Annotated in this window: 14 protein-coding genes, 1 tRNA gene and 1 pseudogene; 12 read left to right on the top strand and 4 right to left on the bottom strand. The window is 63.9% G+C overall.

The genetic code is table 11. The features are described from left to right. Window positions 1–4: 4 nt before the first annotated feature. Both ACIPUD_RS26570 and ACIPUD_RS26565 read left to right on the top strand, forming a co-directional pair. On the top strand, window positions 5–1,648 hold the full coding sequence (locus ACIPUD_RS26570) for an acyl-CoA dehydrogenase family protein (RefSeq protein ID WP_446481836.1): 1,644 nt from the start codon (window positions 5–7) through the stop codon (window positions 1,646–1,648). Between the two features lie 23 nt (window positions 1,649–1,671). After that, complete coding sequence (locus ACIPUD_RS26565; protein WP_085351451.1) at window positions 1,672–2,436, top strand: CPBP family intramembrane glutamic endopeptidase; 765 nt, start codon at window positions 1,672–1,674, stop codon at window positions 2,434–2,436. Here ACIPUD_RS26565 and ACIPUD_RS26560 read toward each other — a convergent pair. Together ACIPUD_RS26560 and ruvX are read right to left on the bottom strand one after the other, a co-directional pair. Next, window positions 2,433–3,356, bottom strand: coding sequence for an AEC family transporter (locus ACIPUD_RS26560; RefSeq protein ID WP_085357369.1), 924 nt, complete (start codon window positions 3,354–3,356; stop codon window positions 2,433–2,435). The genes ACIPUD_RS26565 and ACIPUD_RS26560 overlap by 4 nt on opposite strands. Window positions 3,357–3,359: 3 nt before the next feature. Then, window positions 3,360–3,851 carry a Holliday junction resolvase RuvX gene (ruvX, locus tag ACIPUD_RS26555; RefSeq protein WP_007603328.1) on the bottom strand — a complete coding sequence of 164 codons (492 nt, stop codon included), beginning with the start codon at window positions 3,849–3,851 and terminating at the stop codon, window positions 3,360–3,362. 46 nt (window positions 3,852–3,897) lie between these two features. Here ruvX and ACIPUD_RS26550 point away from each other — a divergent pair, with 46 nt between their 5' ends. Beyond that, window positions 3,898–4,113 carry a hypothetical protein gene (locus tag ACIPUD_RS26550; protein WP_446481835.1) on the top strand — a complete coding sequence of 72 codons (216 nt, stop codon included), beginning with the start codon at window positions 3,898–3,900 and terminating at the stop codon, window positions 4,111–4,113. Here the strand turns inward: ACIPUD_RS26550 and ACIPUD_RS26545 are convergent. Continuing rightward, entirely contained in the window at window positions 4,100–4,990 is an 891-nt protein-coding gene (locus tag ACIPUD_RS26545) for a LysR family transcriptional regulator (protein WP_085357371.1), read from the bottom strand. The two genes, ACIPUD_RS26550 and ACIPUD_RS26545, sit on opposite strands and share 14 nt — an antisense overlap. A gap of 95 nt (window positions 4,991–5,085) precedes the next feature. Here ACIPUD_RS26545 and ACIPUD_RS26540 point away from each other — a divergent pair, with 95 nt between their 5' ends. From ACIPUD_RS26540 to ACIPUD_RS26505, 8 genes are all read left to right on the top strand, one after another. Beyond that, window positions 5,086–6,060 carry an NAD(P)H-dependent flavin oxidoreductase gene (locus tag ACIPUD_RS26540; RefSeq protein WP_085357372.1) on the top strand — a complete coding sequence of 325 codons (975 nt, stop codon included), beginning with the start codon at window positions 5,086–5,088 and terminating at the stop codon, window positions 6,058–6,060. Window positions 6,061–6,077: 17 nt separating this feature from the next. Continuing rightward, window positions 6,078–7,154, top strand: a complete 1,077-nt coding sequence (locus tag ACIPUD_RS26535; protein WP_085357373.1) for an NAD(P)H-dependent flavin oxidoreductase — start codon at window positions 6,078–6,080, stop codon at window positions 7,152–7,154. Window positions 7,155–7,333: 179 nt separating this feature from the next. Next, window positions 7,334–7,621, top strand: coding sequence for an Asp-tRNA(Asn)/Glu-tRNA(Gln) amidotransferase subunit GatC (gene gatC / locus ACIPUD_RS26530; RefSeq protein WP_007611211.1), 288 nt, complete (start codon window positions 7,334–7,336; stop codon window positions 7,619–7,621). Between the two features lie 83 nt (window positions 7,622–7,704). Further along, a complete protein-coding gene (locus tag ACIPUD_RS26525) occupies window positions 7,705–7,917 on the top strand; it encodes a hypothetical protein (RefSeq protein ID WP_085351414.1) in 213 nt (70 codons plus the stop codon). Beyond that, the gene (gene gatA / locus ACIPUD_RS26520; RefSeq protein ID WP_446481834.1) at window positions 7,914–9,389 is read left to right on the top strand and encodes an Asp-tRNA(Asn)/Glu-tRNA(Gln) amidotransferase subunit GatA; all 1,476 of its coding nucleotides are present in this window, start codon (window positions 7,914–7,916) and stop codon (window positions 9,387–9,389) included. Before ACIPUD_RS26525 ends, gatA begins: the two co-directional genes overlap by 4 nt. Further along, window positions 9,380–9,682 carry a hypothetical protein gene (locus ACIPUD_RS26515; RefSeq protein WP_446481833.1) on the top strand — a complete coding sequence of 101 codons (303 nt, stop codon included), beginning with the start codon at window positions 9,380–9,382 and terminating at the stop codon, window positions 9,680–9,682. The genes gatA and ACIPUD_RS26515 overlap by 10 nt, the downstream gene beginning before the upstream one ends. Then, window positions 9,679–11,154, top strand: coding sequence for an Asp-tRNA(Asn)/Glu-tRNA(Gln) amidotransferase subunit GatB (gatB, locus tag ACIPUD_RS26510; protein WP_446481832.1), 1,476 nt, complete (start codon window positions 9,679–9,681; stop codon window positions 11,152–11,154). The genes ACIPUD_RS26515 and gatB overlap by 4 nt, the downstream gene beginning before the upstream one ends. Before the next feature lie 1,705 nt (window positions 11,155–12,859). Beyond that, a complete protein-coding gene (locus ACIPUD_RS26505; RefSeq protein WP_007611206.1) occupies window positions 12,860–13,126 on the top strand; it encodes a hypothetical protein in 267 nt (88 codons plus the stop codon). A 290-nt stretch (window positions 13,127–13,416) separates the two neighbouring features. Here ACIPUD_RS26505 and ACIPUD_RS26500 read toward each other — a convergent pair. Continuing rightward, window positions 13,417–13,509 (bottom strand) — tRNA-Ser (locus ACIPUD_RS26500). 1,096 nt (window positions 13,510–14,605) lie between these two features. Here ACIPUD_RS26500 and ACIPUD_RS26495 point away from each other — a divergent pair. Beyond that, a pseudogene (locus ACIPUD_RS26495) lies at window positions 14,606–15,478 on the top strand (porin); the annotation flags it as partial. Window positions 15,479–15,717 lie beyond the last annotated feature (239 nt).

Raw genomic sequence — 15,717 nt, 5'->3', positions numbered from 1 at the left:
CGAGATGACCCAGCCCAGCTTCGCGACCCACGAGGTCTTCAACCAGTCACCGCCGTTCGAGGACGTCGATCTCTTCGCCGCGGACCAGCCGCTGGTCGCGGCGGTCAGGGTCAATGGCGCTGCGGCGGCGGAACCGGAGCTCTCGGAGTTCGGCAAGCATTGGGGCTCGGCTGCGATGGCCGATCGGGGACGCGTCGCGAACGAGAACACGCCGAAGCTGCGCACCTTCGATGCCAAGGGCAATCGGCGCGACCAGGTCGAGTTTCATCCGGCCTATCACGAACTGATGGCCCGCAGCGCCCGTGCCGGCGTGCACAATTCGACTTGGACCGCGGATGGAAGACCCGCGGGCGATGCCGCCGAGGTGGTCCGCGCGGCGAAATTCTACATGGCCTCGCAGGTCGAGACCGGCCATCTCTGCCCGATCACGATGACGCGCGCCTCCGTGGCGGCGCTGGCGATGCAGCCTGATCTGCTCGCCAAGGTGATGCCGGTGCTGTCGACGAAAAGCTACGATCCCACCTTCGCGCCGTGGTGGGAGAAGCGCGGTATGACGCTCGGCATGGGCATGACCGAGAAGCAGGGCGGTACCGACGTGCGCGCCAACATGACGCGCGCGGTGCGCGACGGAGGCGCCTACCGCATCACCGGCCACAAATGGTTCATGTCGGCGCCGATGTGCGATGCCTTCCTGGTGCTCGCGCAGGCGGACCAGGGACTGACCTGTTTCTTCATGCCGCGCTTCGCGCCGGGCGGTTCGGTGAACGCGATCCAGTTCCAGCGGCTGAAGGACAAGCTCGGCAACCGCTCCAACGCGTCATCCGAGGTCGAGTTCGTCGGTGCCTATGCGGAAGCCGTCGGCGATGAGGGCAAGGGCATCCGTACCATCATCCAGATGGTGCAACTGACGCGGCAGGATTGCGCGATCGCCTCGGTCGGCCTGATGCGCTCGGGGCTCGCCCACGCGCTGCATCACACCCGGCACCGCAGCGTGTTCCAGAGACATCTCGCCGATCAGCCGCTGATGCAGGCGGTACTCTCGGACATGGCGCTGCATGTGGAGGCGAGCACGGCTGTGGTGATGCGGCTCTGCCGCGCCTTCGATCGGACGCCGCTCGATCCGGCGGAAGCCGCCTACATGCGGCTGCTGACGCCTGCGATCAAATACTGGACCTGCAAGAGCGCGCCGCCGTTTCTCTACGAAGCCATGGAATGCCTCGGCGGCAACGGCTATGTCGAGGACGGCATTCTGGCGCGGCACTACCGGGAGTCGCCGGTCAACGCGATCTGGGAGGGCTCGGGCAACGTCATGTGTCTCGACGTGCTGCGCGCGCTCTCGCGCGAGCCGGAGGCAGCGATGTCGGTCCTGCAAGCGCTTGCTGCCGAGACCAAAAGTCTGCCAGGGGCAGGCGAGACGGCGGGATTCATCGGCAAGAGCTTCGGCCGCCCGGATGGCGAGCGCGTAGCGCGCCTTGCGGTCGAGAAGCTGGCGCTGCTTGCGGCCGCCGCCGCGCTCAACGGCGTGTCACCGCGTCAAGCAGAACTGTTCGCGGCCACGCGCCTCGCCACGAACCACGCCAGCATGTACGGCGCGGTCGAGCTCGAGAGCGGCGACGTGCGCACGCTGCTGGAGCGGGCGCTGCCGTGAGCCTGCCAAACGAAAGCCTCCTGATGGACTCCCTCAATCCCGATCTGCCGCCGCTCACCGAGACGCCGGCGCCGCCGCGAGTCTGGAAGTTCTGGGGCACGGCGCTGTGGGGCATCGCCATCTTCGCAGCCATGTTCGTCGGGCAGATCGGGGCCATCGTCTATCTGGTCTGGGTCGCCCGTGACCCAATCGACCTCGCATCGATGCAGCACATCGGTCGCGAGCCGGCGTCGCTCGCGTTTTCGGTCACGATGGGCCTGCCGGCGACGATGGCCGCGGTGTGGCTGGCCATCCGCATCAAGAAAGCCTCCTTCGTCGACTATCTCGCGTTCTATTGGCCGTCCTGGAAGCAACTCCTGTTCGGCGCCGTCGGGCTGATCCTGATCGTGGTCGCCTGGGAGACGATGTCGCGGAGTCTGGGCCGCGAGGCGACGCCTGGCTTCATGACCGACCTGTTGAAATCCGGCCGCGACAAGGGCGCGGCATTGATGCTGCTGTTCGCCTTCAGCGTGGCCGCGCCGATGTCCGAAGAGGTCCTCGCCCGCGGCTTTCTGTTTCGCGGCTGGTCGGCGAGCTTCCTGCGCGTGCCCGGCGCCATCATCCTGTCGTCGCTGGTGTGGACGGTCGTGCATCTGCAATACGACCTGTACTTCCTCGCCGAGGTCTTCTCCATCGGCCTGTGGTTCGGCTACATGCGCTACCGCAGCAGCTCGCTCTGGCTCACGATCGTGCTGCACGCGCTGAACAATCTGACGGCAGTGGTGCTGACGATGTGGCTCGGGAGTTAGGCCACCAGCGCGATCGCGATCGGCATCGTGATCGCCGCCAAAATCGTCTGCAGCGTGATGATCTGCGCCAGCAGCGGGGCATCGCCGCCCATCTGGCGGGCCAGCACATAGGCGCTGGTGGAGGTCGGCACCGCGGCGCAGATCGCGACGATCGCGAGGCTGTCGCCGGATAGTCCGAACCAGACGGCGAGCACCAGCGCGACCACGGGCATCAGCACCAGCTTGAACACCACGCCGATAGCCGCGCCCGCGCTGGGACGGAGCAGGCCTTCAAGATGCAGTCCGGCGCCGGTGACGAGCAGGCCGATGGCGAGCGAGGAGCGGCCGAGTGCGTCCGCCACCTCATGCCAGATCTTCGGCAATGGCAGGTGGATGACGTTGACGACGAGCCCGATCACGCAGGCCCAGATCAGGGGATTGCGGACAACCGTCATGACAACGGTGCGCGCGGATTGCTTCTTCGGCGCTGCGTAGTGCGCGAGCACCGCGACGCTGAGGACGTTGACCAGCGGAATGATTGCCACCATCGCGACGGAGGCGAGCGCCAGCCCGACCTCGCCGAACATATTGGCGGAGACGGACAGCGCCACATAGGTCTGCCAGCGGATCGCGCCCTGGAAGATCGAGGTGAAGGCGGGGCCGTCGATATCGAGCCGCGACAGGGCGGGGCGGAGCGCGAGGCAGAGCAGCGACATCGCGAGCGCCGACAGCAGCAGCGCGCCGCCGACGCCTGCGACCGGGACCTTGGACAGGTCGGCCTTCACCAGCGTCTGGATCAGCAGCATCGGAAACAGCACGAAATAGGTCAGCCGCTCAAGCCCGTTCCATTGCGTATCGAGCCGCATCAGGGTGCGCTTCAGCACCACGCCGAGCACGATCAGGATAAAGACGGGGAGGAGCGCCGCGATCACGACGGCCATGGATCAGTCAGGCCCCGGGGCTGCGCGCAAATTGGCGAGGCGGTCGAGCGCGCCTTGCAGGATGAAGATCGCGGCGTGCTCGTCGATCACTTCGGCGCGCTTGGCGCGGCTGACGTCCATGCCGATCAGTTCGCGCTCGACAGCGGCGGTCGACAGACGCTCGTCCCAGAGGCCGATGGGCAGCGCGGTCAGGCCGGCGAGGTTGCGGGCAAACGCCCGGGTCGATTGCGCGCGCGGGCCCTCGCTGCCGTCCATGTTGATGGGCAGGCCGAGCACGAAGCCGACGGCCTTGCGTTCACTGGCGATCGCGAGCAGCCGGGCGGCATCCTGCTTGAACGCCTTGCGCTGGATCGTTTCGACGCCGGTAGCTAACCGGCGGTCTGGATTGGAGACGGCAACGCCAATTGTCTTGGTGCCGAGATCAAGGCCGACCAACCCGCCGCGTTCGGGCCAGTGGGTTGCAGCATCGACGAGAGGCAGGATAAGAGCCGGCATGGTGTTAGCGCATATCACGCGTCGCGCTACGGAGTGAACCCGGAACATGGATGCGCTGACATTATTCGGCTTGCTCGCCGTGACAGCGATGCTGGTCGCTTACGCCCTGGAAGACCGCAGCCACTGGTTCGTGCTGATGTTCGCAATGGCCTGCGTGCTCGGTTCGGCTTACGGCTTCCTGCAAGGGGCCTGGCCGTTTGGCGTGGTCGAGGCGATCTGGGCCGTCGTGGCGCTGCGGCGCTGGCATCTCAGGCCGCGATGACGTCGTCGTCTTGCTTCAGGCAGGCGGCAAACCCGTTCAGTGCACTGGTTTGATGTCCGGCACGACGCTGGATGAAGAGCGTCTCGACCTGCGCGTGCGAATGGCTCAGCGCGTGGATCGAGACGCTGCCGTTGATCGCACTGCGTTCGACCACGGCGCGTGGCAGCAGTGTCACGCCCATGTCGGCGGCGACACAGCCGATCATGCCGTCGAGCGTGCCGAGTTCGAAGCGTGCGGCTGACGGCCAGCCGAACTCGACAAAGATTTGTTCCAGCCGCTGGCGGTAGGTGCAGCCCGTGCGGAACGTCAGTGCGGTCGGGCCCGAGTCCGGCGTGCCGGCGCGCAGCTCGGCGAGCGTGGCCCAGCGCCGCGCACTGACCAGCACCAGCTCTTCGCGGAACGCGCTTGTCGCGGTAAGATCGGAATGCACGATCGGACCTGCGACGAAGGCGCCGTCGAGCGTGCCTTCGAGCACGCAGGCGACGAGGTCGGCGGTGGGCGCGGTGCGCAGGCTCAGCCGGACGGCGGGAAAGCGGCGATGATAATCGGCCAACAGCGGCGGCAGCCGCACCGCTGCGGTCGTTTCCATCGAGCCGATCGCGAGCGGTCCCTTGGGCTCGCCGTCGTCGCAGGCCGCGAGCACGGCCTCGCGCGCTAGTGCGGACATCCGTTGCGCGTAAGGCAAAAGGCGCTTGCCCGCGCCGGTCAGGGTCATGCCGCGGCTATGGCGTTCGAACAGCGGCGTGCCGATCTCGGCTTCCAGTGCCTTCACGCGCTGGGTGACGTTCGACTGCACCGTGTTGAGCTCTTCGGCCGCGCGGGTGATGCCTCCGGTCCGGGCGACGGCGGCGAAGGTCTGGATGTCGCTGAGTTCCATAACATCGTTTCGCTTTTGAGATGGTAGCGTTCGTTAGAATTCAATTTTAGAGAATGGTATTCTGAACTAATGTTTGTGTCGAGAGCGGAGGAGCCATGCCGATCACCACGCCGCTGACCCAGCTCCTGGGGATCAAACATCCGATCCTGCTGGCTCCAATGGACACGATCGCCGGCAGCCGGCTGACACGGGCTGTCAGCGAGGCCGGCGGCTTCGGGATCCTGGGTGGTGGCTACGGCGATCAGGAACGGCTCGAGGCCGAGACCAGGCAACTAAGCGGCTTTGCTTCGTTCGGTATCGGCTTCATCACGTGGAGCCTGGCAAGACAGCCAAGACTTCTCGACATCGCACTCGACGCCAATCCGCAAGCGATCATGCTGTCATTCGGCGATCCCGCACCATTTGCAGCGCGCATCAGGGCGTGCGGGGCGCGCTTGATCTGCCAGGTGCAGAGCGAGGACATGGCGAAGCAAGCGCTCGATGCCGGTGCGGACATCCTGATCGCGCAGGGTACCGAAGCCGGCGGCCACGGCGCATCGCGCACAACCGTCGATATCGTACCTGCGATCGTCGATCTCACGGCCGGCCGCGTGCCGGTGGTTGCCGCCGGCGGAATTGCCGATGGTCGCGGGCTCGCCGCGATGATGATGCTGGGCGCCTCCGGCGTGCTGATCGGCACGCGCTTCTATGCGAGCGTGGAGGCCAATGGCGCGGAGGAAGCCAAGCAGCGCATTCGCGACGCTGATCCCAATGACACGGTGCGTGGCGTCATCGTCGACTGGTCACGCAGCCTGTTCTGGCCGGCCCCGTTCACCGCGCGAACGCTGGTCAACGATCATATCAGGCGCTGGACCGGCCGCGAGGTCGAGCTGATGCAGCGCGCCGCCGAGGTGACCGTCGAATTTGCCGCGGCAAGGGCCGCGGGCAATTTCGAGGTCGCCGCGGTCTTTGCCGGCGAGGCCGTCGGCCTGATCCATGATATTCCGTCCGCCGCCGAAATCGTCGAACGGATCGCGACCGAGGCCGAGCAACTGCTAGCCGGCCGGCGTAATTCCAGCGTGTCCGCCTAAACTGCGAGAGAACAACCATGTGGCCGAACCGTCGATTGATCGATCTCTTCAAGACCGAATTCCCGATCGTGCTGGCGCCGATGGCCGGCGTGATGGACGCGGAGCTGGTGATCGCCGTTGCGCAAGGCGGGGGCCTCGGCTCGCTGCCGAGCGCGATGCTGTCGCCGGAGAAAGCGCGCGAGCAGGTCAACATCATCCGGCAGCGCGTCTCCGCGCCGGTCAACATGAACTTCTTCTGCCACACACCGGTCGAGCTCACGGCCGAGGCGGAGACGCGCTGGAAGCAGCGCCTTGCGGGCTACTACCGCGAGCATGGCCTCGATCCCGCCGCACCCATCAATGCCGCGAACCGCGCGCCGTTCGACGCCGGCTTCTGCGAGGTCGTGGAGGAGCTGAAGCCCGAGATCGTCAGCTTCCACTTCGGCCTGCCGGAGGCCGCGCTGCTCAAGCGGGTCAAAGCGGCAGGATGTCTCGTCATCTCCTCGGCGACGACGGCGAAGGAAGCGGTCTGGCTCGAGCAGCACGGCGCTGATGCGGTGATCGCACAAGGCGCGGAGGCTGGCGGCCATCGCGGCATGTTCCTGACCGACAAGATCTCGGAACAGCCCGGCACCTTTGCGCTGGTGCCGCAGGTGGTCGACGCGGTGAAGGTCCCGGTGATTGCGGCCGGCGGCGTCGCGGATGGCCGCGGCATCGCGGCGGCGTTCGCGCTCGGCGCATCCGGCGTGCAGATCGGAAGCGCCTATCTGCGCTGTCCGGAATCCAAGGTCAGTGCGGCGGCCCGCGCGGCGCTCGCTGAGGGGCGGGATGATTCCACTGTCATCACCAATGTCATGACCGGGCGGCCGGCGCGCGGCGTCCAGAACCGCCTGATGCGCGAGGCCGGCCCTATTTCGCCGGACGCGCCGCCATTTCCCCATGCCGCAACGGCGCTGGGACCGCTGAAGGCGGCGGCGGAGAAGCAGGGCAGGGTCGATTTCACCAATCTCTGGGCCGGGCAGGCCATCGCCCTCGGCCGCGAGGTCCCGGCAGCCGAATTGACCCGCGATCTCGCCAAATCGGCGCTTGCCCGGATGAAGGCGCTGGGCGGATAGGTCCCTAAAGCGCGATGAGCTTCGCGTGAAGCCTCATCGTGCTTTAGGTTCTTGTTTGCGCATGATCTTTTCGGAAAACCGCTTCACACTTTTCCGGATCATGCGCTGGCGCCGGTTGCGGCGCAAAAGCGGCCTCTGCTATACGGCACATAGGTTTTTGCCGTGAGAGGCCTTATATAATGTCCGTCGACGCCGCTACCGTCCGCCGCATCGCGCATCTGGCGCGCATTGCGGTTTCCGAGGGCGAGGTTCCGCATCTGCAGGGCGAGCTCAACGCCATGCTCGCCTTTGTCGAGCAGCTCTCGGAGGTCAATGTCGAGGGCGTGGAGCCGATGACCTCGGTCACCCCGATGCAGATGAAAAAGCGGCAGGATGTGGTCAATGACGGCGAGATCGCCGACGATATCGTTGCCAACGCGCCTGCAACCGAAGGTCACTTCTTTCTGGTGCCGAAGGTCGTCGAGTAATTTACATAGCGTTTTCGAGCGAAGTGGAAGCCGGTTCGCGGAAAGAAAACGCGTCAAACTAAAGAGTCTTAGGACGAAGTCCGATGTGCATGCTTTGCGACGACGAGAAGGCCTATCAGGCTTACATGAACTATCTCGACAAAATGGAGCGGCAGGGCAAGGCTGCCGACCCCAACGTCGCCGTCAATGCCGTGCTCGACGAGATCGAGGCGGCTGCGAAAGCGGCCACCAAGAAAGACGACCCGGCCAACGACAAATCCCTGTCTCCGTTCTTCTGCAGCCCGATCAATAAATGACCGATTTGACATCGCTGACGCTCACGGAGGCCCGCAAGGGCCTCGCGGCAAAGACTTTCACGTCCCTCGAGCTGACCGACGCGCATCTGAACGCGATCGAAGCCGCCCGCGTGCTCAATGCTTTCGTCATGGAGACGCCCGACCGCGCGCGCGACATGGCGAAGGCCGTCGACGAGAAGATCGCCAAGGGTGACGCGGGGCCGCTTGCCGGCATTCCGCTCGGGATCAAGGACCTGTTCGCGACCAAGGGCGTGCGCACCACGGCGTGCTCGAAAATCCTCGGCAACTTCGTGCCGACTTACGAGTCCACGATCACCTCGCAGCTGTGGCGCGACGGCGCGGTGATGCTGGGCAAGCTCAACAATGATGAGTTCGCGATGGGCTCGTCGAACGAGACCTCGTGCTTCGGCCCGGTCGGCAATCCCTGGCGGCGTGATGGCTCCAACACGACGCTGGTGCCGGGCGGCTCGTCTGGCGGCTCGGCCTCCGCCGTGGCGGCTCTGCTCTGCATGGGCGCGACCGCGACCGATACCGGCGGCTCGATCCGCCAGCCGGCGGCGTTCACCGCGACCGTCGGCATCAAGCCGACCTATGGCCGCTGCTCGCGCTGGGGCATCGTCGCCTTTGCCTCCTCGCTGGACCAGGCTGGTCCGATCGCGCGCAGCACGCGCGATGCCGCGATGCTGCTGCGCTCGATGGCTGGCCACGATCCCAAGGATACGACCTCGGTCGATATGGCTGTGCCGGACTACGAGGCTGCGATCGGCAAGTCCGTGAAGGGCATGAAGATCGGCATCCCCAAGGAATACCGTCTCGACGGCATGCCGGCCGAGATCGAAAAGCTTTGGGAAGCGGGCGCGGCCTGGCTGAAAGCGGCCGGCGCCGAACTCGTCGAAGTGTCACTGCCGCACACCAAATACGCGCTGCCGGCCTATTACATCGTGGCGCCGGCGGAGGCGTCCTCCAATCTCGCGCGCTACGACGGCGTGCGCTTCGGCCTGCGCGAGCAGGGCCGGAACATCAACGAACTCTACGAGAACACCCGCGCCGAAGGTTTTGGCGCTGAGGTGAAGCGCCGCGTCATGATCGGCACCTACGTGCTCTCGGCCGGCTATTACGACGCCTATTATTTGCGCGCCCAGAAGGTGCGCACGCTGATCAAGAAGGACTTTGAGGATTGCTTCGCCAAGGGCGTCGACGCGATCCTGACGCCGGCGACGCCGTCGGCGGCCTTCGGCATCGGCGAGAAAGGCGGCGCGGACCCGGTCGAGATGTACCTCAACGACATCTTTACGGTGACCGTGAACATGGCGGGCCTGCCGGGCATCGCCGTGCCCGCCGGCAAGGACGCGCAGGGCCTGCCGCTCGGCCTGCAGCTGATCGGCCGGCCCTTCGACGAGGAGACGCTGTTCTCGCTCGGCGAGGTGATCGAGCAGGCCGCCGGCCGCTTCACGCCGGCGAAATGGTGGTGAAGATGGCGGCGTATATCGCCAGCCTCGACGGCGCCGCGCCGGCGCCGGATCTCAGCGCGCCGCTCGCCGCACTGTGGTGGGCCGCCAAGGGCGACTGGGACGAGGCGCACAAGATCGTCCAGGACGAGAGCGGCCGCGCGGCCGCCTGGGTGCACGCCTACCTGCATCGCGTCGAGGGTGACCTCGGCAATGCCGGCTATTGGTATCGCCAGGCTGGCCAGCCCGTGGCAACGGATTCATTACAGGCAGAGTGGGAGCGGATCGCTGCCACGCTGCTCGGGAGCAAGCCATGAACGCACCCCACAAACTTCTCAAGGGCTCAACCGGTGACTGGGAGATGGTCATCGGCCTGGAGGTCCACGCTCAGGTGACGTCGAACGCGAAGCTGTTCTCCGGCGCCCCCACCGCATTCGGCGGCGAGCCGAACTCGCACGTGTCGCTGGTCGACGCGGCGATGCCGGGCATGCTGCCTGTGATCAACGAGGAATGCGTCAGACAGGCTGTCCGGACCGGCCTCGGGTTGAACGCGCAGATCAATCTGCGTTCGGTGTTCGACCGGAAGAACTATTTCTATCCGGACTCGCCGCAGGGCTACCAGATCAGCCAGTACAAGTCGCCGATCGTCGGCGAAGGCGAGGTCGTGGTCGAACTGGACGGCGGCAGGACCGCCACGATCGGCATCGAGCGGCTGCATCTGGAACAGGACGCCGGCAAATTGCTGCACGATCAGTCGCCGACCATGTCCTATGTCGATCTCAACCGCTGCGGCGTAGCGCTGATGGAGATCGTGTCGAAACCCGACATCCGCGATGCCGAGCAGGCCAAGGCCTATGTGACCAAGCTGCGCTCGATCCTGCGCTATCTCGGCACCTGCGACGGCGACATGGAGAAGGGATCCTTGCGCGCCGACGTCAACGTCTCCGTGCGCAAGCCCGGCGCGCCGCTGGGCACCCGCTGCGAGATCAAGAACATGAACTCGATCACCTTCATCGGCCAGGCGATCGAGTACGAGGCCCGGCGCCAGATCGAAATCCTCGAGGACGGCGGCGCGATCGACCAGGAGACCCGGCTCTACGACCCCAACAAGGGCGAGACGCGGTCGATGCGGTCCAAGGAAGAGGCGCACGACTATCGCTACTTCCCCGATCCCGACCTGCTGCCGCTGGAGTTTTCGCAAAGCTTCGTCGACGAGTTGACGGCTGAGCTCCCCGAGCTGCCGGACCAGAAGAAGACGCGCTTCGTCGCGGATCTCGGCCTGTCGGCCTACGACGCCAGCGTGCTGGTCGCCGAGCGCGAGAGCGCGGTGTTCTACGAGACCGTGCTGGGGAAGCTCGCCAACCGCGCGCGCGACGGCAAGGTCGCCGCGAACTGGGTCATCAACGAGCTGTTCGGTCGTCTCAACAAGGAAGGCCGGGATATTACGGACTCTCCGGTCGATGCCGCACAGCTCTCAGGGATCATCGACCTGATCGGCGAGGGTACGATCTCCGGCAAGATCGCCAAGGATCTGTTCGAGATCGTCTGGCAGGAGGGCGGCGATCCCCGCGCACTGGTCGAAAGCCGCGGCATGAAGCAGGTCACGGATCTTTCGGCGATCGAAAAGGTTGTCGACGACATCATCGCGGCCAATCCCGACAAGGCGGCGCAGGTCAAGGACAAGCCGCAGTCACTCGGCTGGTTCGTCGGCCAGGTGATGAAGGCATCCGGCGGCAAGGCCAACCCGCAGAGCGTCAACGAGTTGCTCAAGTCCAAGCTCGGCATCTGACCTCGCACGTTCGAACGAGGTGACGGACAGGCGTCGTCACCTCGCTTTCGGTTCGCGATGCGACGCTCGCGCGCATCCTCTGCGACGAACTTCATCCCGATCGAATGCGATACGCCGACCGAATCGCCGTCACGCGATTCGCGCAAAACGGCGACTTGCACGCGCTCTGACGAGCGCTCGCGCCGTTAATCATGAAAATATTTTCGTTGCCAAAAGTCGCGACTCAGAGTCCGCGAAGCGCCTTCGCGAGGCGCTCGCGCGATCGGCAGGATGCATCATTGCAACGATCGTGCGCGATGCACGCGTGCAAGAAAATACTTGCTGCATAGTGTTTTTCTACAATCGCATCTTCTGCAAACGTCGATGCCGCGGGCACTCTCTGCGATCGCAAGCACACCTCATGCAGTCCGTTTGCATCGCGTTCGCCAGCGCAGGCGCGTTTCGCCGTCAACACTTCTTTAAGCGAGACGCTGTTTTTTTCGTTGTGTTGGTGTATTCGGGATGAGTGTGCACTCGATCCCCGACTGCATGCAGCGATTAAGCCATCTCACACATCGGAGGGCAACATGGCCAAGAAAGCTAAGAAGGCGAAGAAGGCGAAGAAGGCGAAGAGCGCAGTGAAGAAGACTGCGAAGAAGACCCGCAAGGTCGCCAAGAAGAAGTAACTTCGCTTTTTGAAGTTGCCGGCTCCTAGAGAGCCGGCACGTCATCAGCGCCTCTCAAAAGGTTCTGGTCGACGATAGAGGGTGTCGGCGAGACATCAGGTCAACGGTCGGATCGTTCTCTTCGCGGGTTCGCTCGCTAAGCCCGGTCCGGCAGAAGAAACAAGTTTTCTTCGTTCGGTGCGGCTCTCCGTAAGGGGCTCCGCAATTTCACAGGCGGCCTTCGGCCAACGTGGAATCTGGTCCTGACGTGTTCGCCGACGCCCTCGTTCTCATGAGGCCGGGGTATTGCCGGCATTCCCATCTCCCGACATTGTTGATCTGACCGCGATGTGGCCGTTCTGCCCTTGAGCAGTCAGGGTTGTCGCATATGACGTCAGCGGCGCCTGAGCGAGCACCTCGTCCTTCGAGAGGACCGCTTCGCGGTCCCCTCCGGATGAGGCTCGGCTGCATCCATCTGCGTTGATGCTGCCGCATCCTCATCCCTCATCCTGAGGGCCCGCCGCAGGCGGGCGTCTCGAAGGATGGCCGCAGTCGAGCTTGCAGCCATATGTTTCTTCATATGCGCGCCCTGCTTGAGCAGGGAGGCTGCAGCGCAATTGCAGGCAGTTCGCGCACCGCTTCTCCGTTCGCGGTGTCATCGCGCGGCTCCGACCGGGCGATCCAGTACCCCGCAGCTTCTCGTGGGACCATTGCTGTCTCTGGAATACGGTGACGACAGCAGGCGGGGACACCACAGGACGCGCCTCACCGTGCGCAATGGTTATCGTTCTCCCAAAATCCCAAGGTAAACCGAATCTGACGAATTGCAGAAGTCCCTGCAAAATAGGGATTTCCTGCATTTGTCGTGCGCGCCTGGCGTGGGCGCGTTTACGTCTGCTTCATCGCGATACTTAAACTGCCATTCAAATTTGCCCGCCATCATTACCTCCAACAAGCCGGCAAACGGCACGAGCAAAAAGCCTCGGGGATGAGTTGAACAGTTGATTGGACGGGAGCCGCGCTCGGGGGACGAGGCGGCATAAGAAAAAAGGGGATGCGTTATGTTTCAGGGTACTTTCGATCTGGAGACCGCGACGCCGATCGACGCAGGCGCGCTGTCGGACGTGCTGTTCGAGCGCGGCCTCTATTGGGCGAGCGGACGCTCCGGTCTCGTCGATCTCGTCGCCGCGCACAAATGGTTCAACCTCGCCGCGCTCAAGGGCCGCAAGGATGCCGTGACGCTGCGCCAGGAAGTCGCCGGACAGATGTCGGACGCCGACATCTCGGCCGCGCAACGCGAGGCGAGGGCCTGGGTCTCCGCCCACTGAGCGGTGAATCACGTCCCGGCGGTCGTTTCGCAGGCGAACCTGATTTTCGCTCATCGGGTTCCCTCGTGGTCCGCCGTCCGGATTCGGAGCGGCGTGAGCGATCCCGACGAGATGACTGGGCGCAGATCAGAGGCGGCGGATTCAGATCGCGCCCTTGCACTATGATCTGGGATACTTCGACCCGGAGCAGAAAACCCTGCAACCTCTCGACAACCCGTTCGGCACGAGGCTGTCACCCATGTCTTAGGTACGTTCCGTTACCCATGTCTTCGGGCCGGACAGCTGCGGAGTGGCGGAGAGGGAGGGATTCGAACCCTCGATACAGCTTGAGACCGTATGACGCTTTAGCAAAGCGTTGCCTTCAGCCACTCGGCCACCTCTCCGGTGCGAGCCTTATGCATCTAATTACTTGGGCTGGTCAATTTGGAAGCGTGTGTTTTTGCTCGAATATTCCCAGCGAATTCCGAAACCAGGCGGTTTGCTCTCGGGCCGAGAACGTAACGCCGCGATAACGGACGCCAAGCTGAGGTTCTGGCGCTTGTATTAAGAGTGGTTCTGGCGCGGACAACGGCTCCCTTCATCCATATAAACGATTGATTTTGCTTTCAAATTGGATCGGATGGCCCGCGTGTGGGACGACTGCCTTCGTCGCCGACCGCCTCATCAGTGATTCATTTGCAAGCGATTGATTTGATTGTCTCTTTCCGTGATTCGCCACAAACTATGAGCGGTGATTGCCCTCAGATCGGCCGACGGGGCTGCGGGAAGGGCGCTCTCACTTGGGATAACTCGCTCGCCGGCCGAGGATCTGCCCCGTCGCGCCAGGCGTCGCCGCAATCAGGGAGGGCCTTGTCTGGCGATTTCTCTTTCCGTGGAAACGGCCCTTGGAAATCAAAGCAGGGACGATCTGGCACGCTGTTTCATTCTTCAACTATCAGGACTCCGCCGCTACGGATCTCATCTTACAATAGTCAGGACGTAGAGCATCCAGCTGGGTAGCTCACTGCGAGATATCGATAGGCAATATCCCGATCGCTTCGAGACGTACGCGTTTTCAATCGGTCCTGACGACAACAGCGATCTCCGCAAGCGGCTCGAAGAGTCATTTCATCGCTTTGTCGATTGCGAGACAAGCTCGACGGTGAAGTCCTGCAAGCGATCGACGATGCGCAGATCGATATTTTGTCGATCTTGCAGCCGCTTGATGGTCAGGCCAGCCAGTTCCCGAAGGACTGGCGCACGGCGAGTCCCTGGTTGATTCCACGATTCGGGCGCCCCAGACCCACAGCGAGGCGTCTCCACGGATGTGAGGGGCTGGTGCGGGAACTTTTGATGGCAGATGAAACCTGTCGAAAAAGATCAGCAGATTCAACGTGTTCCAAAGTCACCCTGATCACATCTGCGTGTTATTTGTGCAACACCCGCTGGAAAACACGCTCGATCGGCCGGTTCTGAAGCGTTCTGTTGTTGTGTGTGCAAGGGGGTTCGGTAATTGTGACTGAGCGACGGAGGGGGACATCCTACACCGCTGACTTCGGTCAGGGCGTGACGGCGTCGTTCTCGGCTGAAGATGCGACGAATGCCATCGGCGGTTCGCGTTCGCCGAACCTCGTCGGTATGGTCCGTGTCGACCAGGCTTGGGGTCTGTTCCAGGCGTCGGTCGCTGCGCATGACAACCACGTTGCCTACTACGGCGCCACCGAGCCGACTGGCCATCCCGACGACAAGTGGGGTTGGGCGGCTCAGCTCGCTCTGTCGATCAAGAACATCCCGACTGGCGCGGGTGACGTGATCAACATCCAGGGCGTCTACACCGACGGCGCATCCCGCTACAACTTCCCGAACCTGGCGGGCGGCAGCTACTCGATGTTCGGCAGCTCCGGCGTTGCCTACCAGAGCGTCGGCTTCGCCATCGCTCCGGACACCGTGTTCGTGACCGGCAGCGGTCAGGAAACCGTCAAGACCTGGGGCTTCCGCGGTGCCTACACCCATAACTGGGATCCATACTGGAACACCGCGATCTACGGTGCTTACGCTCAGGCGCAGTACGGCACTCTTGCCAAGACCACCCTCTGCGGCGCTGGCGGCGCTGGCGGCGTGTTCGGCGGCCTGGCGGGCGTGACGGGTTGTAATCCTGACTTCGCCATCGGCCAGGTCGGTGTCATCACCCGCTGGACCCCGGTCAAGAACCTGACGTTCTCGGCCGACCTCTCCTGGACCCATCTGGACCAGAAGTACGCTGGTACGGTTGCTTACGCTGGTGCCGGCACGACGGCCAAGCCGGCCGCCGTGTACGAGCTGAAGGATCAGGACACGCTCGTTCTGCTCCTCCGCGCTCAGCGCAACTGGTAAGTTCGGTCTAACGACCTGACAGAGAGCCCCGGCGGGAAACCGCCGGGGCTTTTTTTTGCACCAGGCGGACCACGGATCTCCGACATGTTCTGAAGAACGAGTGGAGTGTGGAATGATGAGTAGCTTTGGGTGATCAAGAGCTGGGTTCGGATCGCGCGATCAAGACCACTTCAGCCGCCGCGGCAAGAGGCGGAGTCGCCGGCAGGTCCTTGAGATTCATGGCCACCACGGCGTCCAAC

Source organism: Bradyrhizobium sp. CAR08, from assembly GCF_052871955.1.
Note: the sequence above shows the minus strand (reverse complement) of the source record. Positions and strands in the feature narration are given on the sequence as shown.

Coding starts and splice junctions, on each gene's coding strand:
- ACIPUD_RS26515 (WP_446481833.1), top strand. CDS start 9,380: ATGGTGGTGAAGATGGCGGCGTATATCGCCAGCCTCGACGGCGCCGCG.
- ACIPUD_RS26525 (WP_085351414.1), top strand. CDS start 7,705: ATGTGCATGCTTTGCGACGACGAGAAGGCCTATCAGGCTTACATGAAC.
- ACIPUD_RS26565 (WP_085351451.1), top strand. CDS start 1,672: ATGGACTCCCTCAATCCCGATCTGCCGCCGCTCACCGAGACGCCGGCG.
- gatA (WP_446481834.1), top strand. CDS start 7,914: ATGACCGATTTGACATCGCTGACGCTCACGGAGGCCCGCAAGGGCCTC.
- ACIPUD_RS26560 (WP_085357369.1), bottom strand. CDS start 3,356: ATGGCCGTCGTGATCGCGGCGCTCCTCCCCGTCTTTATCCTGATCGTG.
- ACIPUD_RS26505 (WP_007611206.1), top strand. CDS start 12,860: ATGTTTCAGGGTACTTTCGATCTGGAGACCGCGACGCCGATCGACGCA.
- ACIPUD_RS26545 (WP_085357371.1), bottom strand. CDS start 4,990: ATGGAACTCAGCGACATCCAGACCTTCGCCGCCGTCGCCCGGACCGGA.
- ACIPUD_RS26570 (WP_446481836.1), top strand. CDS start 5: ATGACCCAGCCCAGCTTCGCGACCCACGAGGTCTTCAACCAGTCACCG.
- ruvX (WP_007603328.1), bottom strand. CDS start 3,851: ATGCCGGCTCTTATCCTGCCTCTCGTCGATGCTGCAACCCACTGGCCC.
- ACIPUD_RS26550 (WP_446481835.1), top strand. CDS start 3,898: ATGGATGCGCTGACATTATTCGGCTTGCTCGCCGTGACAGCGATGCTG.
- gatB (WP_446481832.1), top strand. CDS start 9,679: ATGAACGCACCCCACAAACTTCTCAAGGGCTCAACCGGTGACTGGGAG.
- gatC (WP_007611211.1), top strand. CDS start 7,334: ATGTCCGTCGACGCCGCTACCGTCCGCCGCATCGCGCATCTGGCGCGC.
- ACIPUD_RS26535 (WP_085357373.1), top strand. CDS start 6,078: ATGTGGCCGAACCGTCGATTGATCGATCTCTTCAAGACCGAATTCCCG.
- ACIPUD_RS26540 (WP_085357372.1), top strand. CDS start 5,086: ATGCCGATCACCACGCCGCTGACCCAGCTCCTGGGGATCAAACATCCG.